The organism is Psychrobacter sp. BF1 (assembly GCF_019279065.1).
Lineage (GTDB): Bacteria > Pseudomonadota > Gammaproteobacteria > Pseudomonadales > Moraxellaceae > Psychrobacter > Psychrobacter urativorans.
This window is the reverse complement of sequence record NZ_JAGYWV010000014.1, coordinates 59,214-69,484: the sequence shown is the minus strand read 5'-3', so window position 1 is coordinate 69,484 and position 10,271 is coordinate 59,214. Positions and strand designations below refer to the sequence as shown.

General features: G+C 43.5%; 7 protein-coding genes. 5 read left to right on the top strand and 2 right to left on the bottom strand.

Annotated features, from left to right (window positions below):
• Positions 1–178: 178 nt before the first annotated feature.
• Entirely contained in the window at positions 179–484 is a 306-nt protein-coding gene (locus KZA12_RS13340; RefSeq protein ID WP_218690557.1) for a nitroreductase family protein, read from the top strand.
• 244 nt (positions 485–728) lie between these two features.
• Here the strand turns inward: KZA12_RS13340 and KZA12_RS13335 are convergent, their stop codons facing one another.
• On the bottom strand, positions 729–2,519 hold the full coding sequence (locus KZA12_RS13335) for a potassium/proton antiporter (protein ID WP_201623979.1): 1,791 nt from the start codon (positions 2,517–2,519) through the stop codon (positions 729–731).
• A 276-nt stretch (positions 2,520–2,795) separates the two neighbouring features.
• Positions 2,796–3,731, bottom strand: coding sequence for a LysR family transcriptional regulator (locus tag KZA12_RS13330; RefSeq protein WP_218690556.1), 936 nt, complete (start codon positions 3,729–3,731; stop codon positions 2,796–2,798).
• Between the two features lie 313 nt (positions 3,732–4,044).
• Here KZA12_RS13330 and speB point away from each other — a divergent pair, with 313 nt between their 5' ends.
• The 4 genes from speB (at position 4,045) to KZA12_RS13310 (ending at position 10,195) form a co-directional block, all read left to right on the top strand.
• The gene (gene speB / locus KZA12_RS13325; RefSeq protein ID WP_201624023.1) at positions 4,045–5,019 is read left to right on the top strand and encodes an agmatinase; all 975 of its coding nucleotides are present in this window, start codon (positions 4,045–4,047) and stop codon (positions 5,017–5,019) included.
• Between the two features lie 137 nt (positions 5,020–5,156).
• Positions 5,157–6,914 (top strand): 5-guanidino-2-oxopentanoate decarboxylase, encoded by a 1,758-nt coding sequence (locus tag KZA12_RS13320; RefSeq protein WP_256932981.1) that lies wholly within the window; start codon positions 5,157–5,159, stop codon positions 6,912–6,914.
• 88 nt (positions 6,915–7,002) lie between these two features.
• The gene (gene dld, locus KZA12_RS13315; protein WP_218690555.1) at positions 7,003–8,805 is read left to right on the top strand and encodes a D-lactate dehydrogenase; all 1,803 of its coding nucleotides are present in this window, start codon (positions 7,003–7,005) and stop codon (positions 8,803–8,805) included.
• On the top strand, positions 8,789–10,195 hold the full coding sequence (locus tag KZA12_RS13310; RefSeq protein WP_218690554.1) for a YjiH family protein: 1,407 nt from the start codon (positions 8,789–8,791) through the stop codon (positions 10,193–10,195). The genes dld and KZA12_RS13310 overlap by 17 nt, the downstream gene beginning before the upstream one ends.
• The last annotated feature ends 76 nt before the right edge of the window (positions 10,196–10,271 follow it).

The window sequence follows — 10,271 nt, the reverse complement described above, 5'->3', positions numbered from 1 at the left end:
ACTCATGTCTTTGCTTTTGACACTTTTAATCACTTGTGCTCGAAAATCTGCTGAATAGGTCATTTGTTATTCTGCCATTTCGTTTGTTTTAAAACGATTGTATCTTATTTAAAAAGAACTGACTATAGATAAAGAAGATGCCGATGGCCGCTTTGCTGAACCAAAATTCAAAGAGCAAATGCATGAAGTCCGTAAAATGTTTTTGGATATTCGTCGCTATGAAAATAAAGATGAGCCACATTGGCTAGTTGAGCAAGTATATTTAAATATGGGTGCATTATTACTGGGTGCCGCAACTTTAGGTATCGACTCAGTACCCATGGAAGGCGTTGATTTAAAGGCTCTTGATGAAGAATTTGATTTGCGTACTAAGGGCTATTCGGCATTAGCCGTTGTGTCACTAGGTTACCGTACTGAAAATGACTTCAATGCTCTACTGCCAAAATCACGTTTGAGCGAAGAGACTATCATCACTATGGCTTAAATCAGCTTAATTAGTGACTATAAAAACCCCCTAAATAATTATTATCTAGGGGGTTTTTATTATAGCCGATAGCGTTAAAGAACCTTGATGGCAACCTGCTTTTATAAATAAGTTTATTATAATATCTTTAGAACAGACTTATCATTTTTATAAAGATTTTACAGGTTGATATCTTTAAGATTGATACCTTTAAGGTTGATAGCTTCAGTGCTTTAGCAATGACAGCTCGTTTTGCCCTGTAGCGCTAATTGACCATGGGTAGATCTTGCCGTTTTAGACCTATGGTTCTCAATGCTCCCTTATTATCGACCTCTTTGATTACCAGCGACCATTCATCATTGACTGCCACCGTGTCGCCTGGAATAGGAGCGATCTCTAGATTTGCTGTCACATATTGAGCGACGGTCTGTTGCCACATGTTGGTTGAGGGGTTAGCAGCATTGGGTCGAAGGGTAGTAACAAGCGAGTCTGATTCCATTACACCGGTAAAAAAAGGCAAGTCTCCCAGCTTAACACTAGGGGATAGCAGCCAATCACCATAAAAATCATCAATAGCTCGACGATCTAATTTTGTATCATTAAAGATTTGCGCAATTTGGCTGGCATGATTACTTTGCATAGCGTACCAAACATTGTCACCGAATTTCAGCTGAGTATCTTCTTTGACAGGGACCAATTTTTGCCCCCGTACTAAGGCAAAGACGTTGATCTCATCAGGGCTGACTCGGCTAGATATTACCTTAGGGTGGCGTCCGATAGCGAACGCACCTGGCTTCACTTCAAACTCGTATAAAGTGATACTGGCTTTATCAGATACCCAAACCTCATGTTCTTCTTTCGGCTCATTATTGGCAGGAATGCGCACTTTGAATAAAGTGGCCATAAATGGGATGGTAGTCCCTTGTAGTATTAACGATAGCACTACCACCCCAAAGGCGATATCGAATAACATAAAAGCACTATCGATCCTTGCCATTACTGGGAGAATAGCCAAGGTGATCGGAACCGCACCACGTAAACCTACCCAAGAAATAAAGCCGATTTCTCTGTCTTTGAACTTAAAAGGTTTGACGCTAGTATAAACAGCGATAGGGCGGGCAACCAAAATCATAAAGGCCACAATCGCTACTGAATAGTACCAAACATTGATAACGTTAGAAGGGGTGACGAGCAAGCCGAGCACTACAAAAAGCACCGCTTGCGATAACCAAGCAAAGCTATCCATCACCCGTAGCACATGCTCAGTTGAGTGGGCTTTATGATTGCCGATAATGACCCCAGACAAATATATAGCCAAAAAGCCACTGCCGCCTATCAGGTTGGTCGCAGCGAATACCGATAGCCCGGCCGACATTATTAAAATGGCATACATACCTTCGGGCAAATGCAGCTTAGGTAATAGCTTAGATAATAAAAATCCTGCCAGTAAGCCCACTATCAAGCCAAAGCCTAACTGCTGTAATAGTAATAGTAAGAACCCAAACACCGTTTGACCAGCAGGATCGAGATTGAGGGCAATCAAGCCAGTAACTAACAAGATGGCGAAGGGGTCGTTGGCGCCAGACTCTAATTCAAGCGTCGCTTGGACTCGATCGTTGAGCTTGACGCCGCCATTACGTAATAGAGAAAAAACCGCAGCAGCATCCGTTGAGCCTACGATAGCGGCCATTAGTAGGCCAACTCGCCAATCGACGTTCAGTAGCCAAGTGACAAACACACCCAACACTAATACAGTGATCAACACGCCCCAAGTAGCTAACACTACCGCAGGCTTGAGACCAACTCGAAAGGATTGAAAAGAGGTGCGCAGGCCACCGTCCAACAGGATGCAGGCTAATGCCGCTTGTCCAATAAAGTTGGCAAGAGCATATTCTGCGAAATGAATACCTAAAATACCATCTTCGCCTGCTAGCATGCCTACTACCAAGAACAATAGTAATAAGGGGACGCCTAAACGTGCTGATAAAGTGCTGGCCATGATGCTAGCGAAGATTAATAATGCACCTACTAAGTACAGGATATTGAGGGTATCCATGTTTTTTAAGCCCTATTAGTGAAAAGTGTTGACGCTGATAATATGAGCGCTGATTATAGTCCCAGAGTTCTTGTGCAGTATTAGCTGGCATAAGTTGGCTAACGACTAGCTCGCTTGCCTATTTGCCTGACTATCCGATTAATAGCCCTTAGCATACTACCTTTATTACCTCACTCAGGTTTAACTAGATTGTGGTGAAAACAATAAATAGATAAGCGCACTAAGGTTATCTTTTAATCGACAGCAAAAACTGCTTATAAGTCAGATTTTCACTGATTAACCAGCACTAGGGCCTGCTAATAATAGTTTAATCATTTGATCTAAAAACTCCGCAACTTGCTTATGTAGGTTTTGTCGATAGGACCAATGATGTTGCACATCATAACTGGCTTCATCCACTAACAGTATTCTCATTAGCCCCATCGCTTCATAGCGTTTCGCTAAATCATTGGGCAAATAGCCCACATGATGTCCGGCAAGGATAAGCTGTGCGGTCGCCTCCATATGATAAGTAGTAGCACTTAGAGTTCTTGGGCGAATATGGTTGATTTGATGATCTACACCATAGCCTCTTCTGACCCAAGGGTAGTCTTGTTCTAGCCTGTCAAAAGTTAACTGTTCTGCTTCACTAGCATTAGTTTGAGCAAATAGGTGATGTTTAGACCCACAGCAGACCACTTGTTTTTCGGTAAAGGCAGGCTTAAAAGTGAGGGCAGGGGGAAAACTACTAAAATAACCAACCCCGATGTCGCTCTCATTGTTAAGTAAATTCTCCAGCATACTCTCTGGGCTTTGCACATCAATAGAGAAATGTATTAATGGATTTTCTTCATAGCTAGCGGATAGACATTGTTGTAGGGCATCATAAAAAAATGTTGGCAACTGATCCGCTAGACATAGACGAATATGACCGCCACGCACTGAGTCCAGCTGCCGGATATAGTGTAGTTGATGCTCAAAACTAGCTACCGCATCGTGAAAGCTCAAACAAGCCTCATAAACCGCTATTCCATCTTCTGTCAACTCAAAGCCGCCACGACCTCGCAAACAAAGCGTCATCTTTAACCGATCCTCTAAGTGCGAAAGATGACCACTGATTACTGAGGTGGTGAGATTTAGTTGAGATTGGGCAGCGGTCACCCCCTGACACTCTACAATAGCCATAAAACTACGCAAGGTCTTGACATCTATCCTAATCAATTCATTAAACATTAGCTTTACCTCAACTAGATTATGTTACTTAGCAAGAGTTAGCAGTGATTAATACTGACTAACGCTATGACGCTAAAAATGCGCATTTACTTAGTGCGGCTTCAGTGTACCTGTGCAGCATTTAGCGATATAGAAATTTTCAGGAAGTTATTAACTTCTGGATATAAGTATTAAAATGCGATTACTACTGAATATCAGAAGTTTACTTCTGAACTTTAGCATGGTTTGACCGCAGTTATTTAGGTATTGTAAATGTATATCAGATATTTGCTTATTTTGATGAGCGTTAATGACTCCAATCACCCTAAAGGATATGAAAATGGAATTCAATCAACCGTTAAGTGGTAATGACATGCCAAGATTTGGTGGCTTTGCTTCTATGATGCGTCTACCTACTCAAGCTGACGCTCAAGGGCTAGATGTCGCTTTCGTTGGCGTTCCACTAGATATTGGGGCCTCAAACCGTAGTGGTGCAAGATTGGGTCCTAGACAAATCCGTGATGAGTCGCGCATGATTCGTCCTTACAATGTGGCTACACGCGCTGCCCCTTTTGAGTCATTGCAAGTCGCTGATATTGGCGACGTTCCTATCAATACTTTTAACTTACTAAAAAGCATCGATATCATTGAAAAGTTTTACTCAGAAAAAATTGTCAGCCATGGTGCCATACCTTTGACTTTAGGTGGTGATCACACTATTGCCTTACCTATTCTGCGAGCTTTAGCAAAGAAACATGGCCCTGTAGGGCTAGTGCATATCGACGCTCATGCTGATATTAATGATGATATGTTCGGTGAAAAAATTGCTCATGGTACGCCATTTCGTCGTGCTGTTGAAGAAAACCTAATTGATGGTAATCGGGTAGTGCAGATAGGTTTGCGTGGTACCGGTTATAGCGCTGAAGAATTTGATTGGTCCACTCAACAAGGCTTCCGTGTCGTACCTGCTGAAGAGTGCTGGTATAAATCATTGACGCCACTGATGGCAGAAGTTAGAGAAAAAGTGGGCGACGGTCCTGTCTATTTAAGCTTCGATATTGATGGAATTGATCCCGCCTTTGCTCCGGGTACAGGTACGGCGGAAATTGGGGGGCTCACTTCACCACAAGCGATAGAGATCATTCGTGGTATGCGTGGTCTTGACGTTGTTGGTTGTGACTTAGTTGAAGTCTCACCGCCTTATGACCCTTTTGGTAACACTTCAGTATTAGCAGCAAACTTGCTGTTTGAGATGCTGTGTATTTTGCCCGGTGTACGCTACGACGAAAAGGTTAAGGCTATTTATTAGTCAGTGTTGATTGGTGAATAAAGCTCATTTTTAACAGTAGCTCCTATAGCTCTAAGGAGCTACTCTTATGGCAACTACCTAACCCCCAATACATTATTTCAACTCTAAACGCTCAATGATTTCAAGGATGATTTACCATGCAATCGATGCAGGAAGCAACGTCAATAGTCACTACGGCAACCAATAATTCGGCAGTTTTGCCTTCAATAACTTGTGGAGAGCTATTGGTAGAGTGGTTGGAGTATTATGGGGTAGAGACGGTATTCGGTATTCCGGGCGTGCATACTGTAGAGCTTTATCGCGGCCTGCCAAATACCAACATTCGCCATGTGACGCCGCGCCATGAGCAAGGGGCCGGATTTATGGCTGATGGCTATTACCGTGCTTCTGGCAAAATTGGGGTTTGTTTTATTATTACTGGCCCCGGAATGACCAATATTATGACCGCCATGGCGCAAGCTGCTGCTGACTCTATACCGATGCTAGTGATCTCTAGCGTGAATAAAATCGGTAATACTGGTAGTGGTGAAGGGCATTTGCACGAATTGCATGATCAGCAAGGAATGGTCAGTAAAGTGGCGCTAGCTAGTAAGACCATCTGGCAGCCGGAGTCACTACCGAAAGTTATCGCCGAAGCCTTTGCTTTATTCAACGGCGCGCGTCCTGGCCCCGTGCATATTCAGTTGCCTATCGATATCATCACTGCTGATGCTAGCCATGTTGCTAAGCCTCCTAAAGCCTCTGACACATCTGCAAATAGTCATGCTAGTGCAAATACTAGATTGCCAGCGCAAGTTAGGCGACCTTTGCCGCATCCTAGCCAACTCGATGCCATCATTGACTGTCTAAAAACGGCAAAGAATCCAGTAGTGTTGTACGGCGGCGGCTGCAGTGGGGTAGATAGTGACGCGCAAAAACTTGCGGAACTCATCGATGCACCGACATTCTTGACGGTAAATGCTAAAGGTCTATTGCCACCAGCTCATCCGTTAAGCTTAGGAAGTAATCAGTCTCTAGCGCCTAGTCGTGAGCTGATTGCTGCGGCTGATGTGGTATTAGCTATTGGTACTGAGCTTGGTGAGACGGACTACGATGTGGTGTTTGATGAAGGCTTCGCTATTAACGGCACTCTTATTCGTATTGACTGCGATGCTGGACAATTGCAGCGTCCCTTTAGAGCGGATATCGCGGTATTAGGTGATGCGCAAATGGCCATTAGTGGATTGTGTGAGCGCCTGCAGCAGCAAGGCTTAGCTAAAGGCCTAAATCATCAAGCTGAGCAACGTATTGAGCAAGTCAAACAAGCACTGATAGATCAAATGCCAGCCAGCTTTGCAGGTCAAAATGCGTTGCTCAAACTGATTAGAGATAACGTTAAAGATGTGATCATCGTCGGTGATTCCGCTCAGCCTGTCTATAGCGGTAATCATGGCTTTGAAGCGCTAGCTACTCGTAAGTGGTTTAATTCATCAACCGGCTTCGGCACTTTGGGTTACGGCTTGCCAGCTGCTATTGGAGCAAGATTGGCGACTAATGATCCAGTGATTAGTTTGATCGGTGATGGTGGGATTCAGTTTACTATAGCGGAGCTTATCTGCGCATCTGAATTAGAGTTACCCTTGATCGTATTATTGTGGAATAACCAAGGCTATGGCGAAATTCGCCGTTATATGCAAGAGCGCGGACTGCCGCTTATCGGTGTCAATATTAAAACCCCAAATTTTGAGCCTTTAGCAGCTGGCTTTGGCGCGGGCTATCGTAGAATCACTAGCCAACAGCAATTGATAGAGGCACTGCAAAAGGACTTAGCAGGGCAACAACCGTTTATTTATGAAGTCGATGAGGCTGATACTTTTATCGCTGAAATGGGTGAGTCATTTACCTATTTTAGCTAGCTATCGGTATGAGTGGTGCTGGCTATGCTTGTTATGCAAGTTGTGCCAGTTATATTGAACCCTAGTCGATCAAGGAAGAGCGTCTATAGTGTCCCATGCTAATCACTCGTCTCGCTTATTAATAGACCTCGCTGATATTGTTGGGCACAAAAATGTGCTCACAAAACCTAGCCAGCAGCAAGCCTATGCTAAAGGTATGGTGAATGAGTCTACACCGCCTCTATTGGCGGTCATCATTCCGCAATCTTTAGTGATGCTGTGGCGCGTTATCAATAGTTGCGCCGCAGCAGACGTTATTATTATTGCCCAAGCGGCGAACACTGGACTGACTGGGGGTTCTACTCCATTTGGTGACTATGATCGGCCAGTAGTAGTGATTTCTATGCAGTCTTTAAACGGTATTCATCTACTGAATAATGCTACAGAAGCTATTGCACTACCAGCGGCAACCTTGCAACAGTTAGAGACTATCTTAGCCCCGCTAGGCCGTGAGCCGCATTCCGTGCTGGGCTCTAGCTGTGTCGGAGCTTCTATTATCGGCGGTATTTGTAATAGCTCAGGTGGCATGCTAGTTCAGCGTGGTCCGGCTTATACTGAGATGGCGCTGTATGCTAGACGCAATGTTTCAGGTCAGTTTGAGCTTATCAATCATTTAGGGATAGAGCTTGGTGACGATCCAGAGCAGATACTAAATAGCCTACAGTTTGGCCAGTTTGAGCAGCCTAGTCGCTTTGATGAAAAAGTCGATGCTTCGTCGATAGATTCTCTATCAACTGCTACGCTGATAACGGATCGTTCAATAAGCAATAGAGCTAGTGCTAATCAGCATTATCAAACTGTGGTACGCGATTGTGATGCTGCGACTCCAGCAAGATATAATAATGATCCTAAAGGTCTATTCGAAGCTGCTGGCTCCGCTGGCAAGTTAATTGTGTTTGCAGTCAGGGTAGCGACATTTCCTAAAACCATTCAAGAGCAAACCTTCTATATATCTACTGACAGCGCTGATAGCCTAACTGCGTTACGGCAAGCTTGGTTAAAAAGTGAGATGCGTTTGCCAGTATTTGCGGAATATATGCATAAAGACTATAACGTCATCACTCTGCGTTACGGTCGTGATACTTGCCTGAGTATGCGTCAATTACCTGCTAGCAAGATAGGCGCTTTATATCGTTTGCAAGCGCAAGTAGGCTATTACTTAGAAAAGTGGCACTTGCCAAAGACTCTGCCAGATCGTCTGCTACAGCTAGCCTCAATATTTATGCCCGCCGCCCTTCCTAAGTTGTTCTCGCGCCAAGCACTAGCCTATAATTATCATTTAATCATTAAAGTAGCCGATGAACATGTCGAGGCAGCTCAGAGCTTTTTGCAGGCGCATATCCAACAACATCAAGGCCAGTTGCATGTTTGCACACCTAAACAGGGGCAAGCGTTATTGATATTCCGCAGCGCCGCAACAGCGGCTATGTTTCGTTATTATCACTTGCATCAAAATGACTTTGGTCAATTGCTATCAACAGACATTGCGCTACCTAGAAACGCCTTAGACTGGGATGAAGTGCTGCCTAAAAACTTACAAGGTCAAGTAAAACAGTGCTTTTATCTAGGTCACTTCTTTTGTCATGTGATGCATCAAGATTATCTGTTACAGCCTGATGTGGATGCAAAAGAGTTTAAGCAAGCCCTACTAGATTTTTATGATCAGCGCCATATTGAATACCCTGCTGAACATAACGTAGGCCATATTTATCGTGCTAAGTCAGCCTTAAGCTTTTTTTATAAAGATTTGGATCCGACCAATTCGCTCAATCCAGGAATTGGTCAAACAGTTAAAGGGAAAAATTGGCGGTCATCGCCTATCAAGGAGGAAGTAGATGACAAATCATGTTAATAAGTCGCAGCAGCCAGTGTTAGGGAATAGTGATGTTGATCCAAAAACACCGCAAGGCAAGCAGTGGCAAGGAGCTTTTTGGAAGTTTATATTATTCTCAGCTTTAGGTATTGCGCTATTTATCATCCCATTTCAGTGGGATGGCAAGATCACTATTTTATTAGGGGTTCTAACTGATACTCTACAAGCAGTTTTAGGGACTGCCGTTATTTATGTGGTATTAGCCATAGTGTCGATATCATCTGTAGGGGCGTTGGTAATGAAAGTCTTGCGACCTAATTTACCTGAGGGTTCTCTAATAAAAGGGATGTTCGATGTCGATTGGTTTTGGCTGGCAGCACGCCTTTTAGGAACCTCGTTTGCTTGGATGATCTTTTTACAGATAGGCCCTGAGTTTCTTATCAATCGTAATACTGGTGGGGTTATTTTTGAGGATTTGGTTCCAATTCTAATTCCATTATTTTTCTTTGCGATTTTGTCGCTACCGTTTTTGACTGATTTTGGTTTGATGGAGTTTTTGGGAACTTTAGCCAGCAAGGTATTTGTTAAGCTGTTTAAATTACCGGGACGCTCGGCAGTAGATGCTATGTCTTCTTGGTTTGGGGCAGCCTCTATTGGTCTACTCGTCACTATGCAAGAGTATGATAAAAGCTTTTATAGTTTGCGCGAAGCCGCCATTATTGCTACTACCTTTTCAGTAACCTCTATCGCCTTTACCTACGTAGTTGCTAAAACTATCGGCGTTGACAATAATTTCGTTTACTTTTATTTGACTGTATCATTGACTGGCTTTATAGCCGCTATCATTATGCCGCGCATACCGCCTTTATCTCTCAAGCCGGATACCTATCATTCTGGTAAAAGCTTGCTCGATGAAGAAATTCCAGCTCAATACAGTATGTATCAATGGGCGCTGAATCGAGCAGTAACCCGCGCGCACTCTATGCCAAGCTTAGCTAGCGTATTCAAAAACAGTCTAAAAAACTTGTTTGATATCTACTTTGGACTTATTCCGGTTATCTTCGCTATCGGGACTATTGGCCTGGGTTTGGCTGAATATACGCCAGTGTTCGATTGGCTAGCAACACCTTTAGTACCAGTGCTTGAGTTACTAAGGATTCCAGAAGCTGCAGAAGCTGCTCCTGCTATGATTATGGGCTTTGCCGATATGTATCTACCTGCATTGGTTGGTAAGAGTATTGAGAGCGAGATGACACGGTTTATCGTGGGTGCAGCTTCTATTACTCAGATTATTTATATGTCTGAGGTTGGCGCTCTAATCTTGAAATCGAATATTAAGCTCAATATTCTAGAGCTATTTATTATCTTTATTCTTCGTACCATTATTAGCTTAGTGGTTATTACCTCAGTAGCTCATCTACTGTATTAAGCACCCTGAACTATAGCCTTTACGCCAGCCGATTTGATGATATAACTACTAAAATCAAATCGGTTACTAGTATAGC

Excerpts from the sequence above, each read along its gene's own strand:
- KZA12_RS13340 (WP_218690557.1), top strand. The coding sequence starts at position 179 with ATGCATGAAGTCCGTAAAATGTTTTTGGATATTCGTCGCTATGAAAAT.
- KZA12_RS13335 (WP_201623979.1), bottom strand. The coding sequence starts at position 2,519 with ATGGATACCCTCAATATCCTGTACTTAGTAGGTGCATTATTAATCTTC.
- KZA12_RS13330 (WP_218690556.1), bottom strand. The coding sequence starts at position 3,731 with ATGTTTAATGAATTGATTAGGATAGATGTCAAGACCTTGCGTAGTTTT.
- speB (WP_201624023.1), top strand. The coding sequence starts at position 4,045 with ATGAAAATGGAATTCAATCAACCGTTAAGTGGTAATGACATGCCAAGA.
- KZA12_RS13320 (WP_256932981.1), top strand. The coding sequence starts at position 5,157 with ATGCAATCGATGCAGGAAGCAACGTCAATAGTCACTACGGCAACCAAT.
- KZA12_RS13310 (WP_218690554.1), top strand. The coding sequence starts at position 8,789 with ATGACAAATCATGTTAATAAGTCGCAGCAGCCAGTGTTAGGGAATAGT.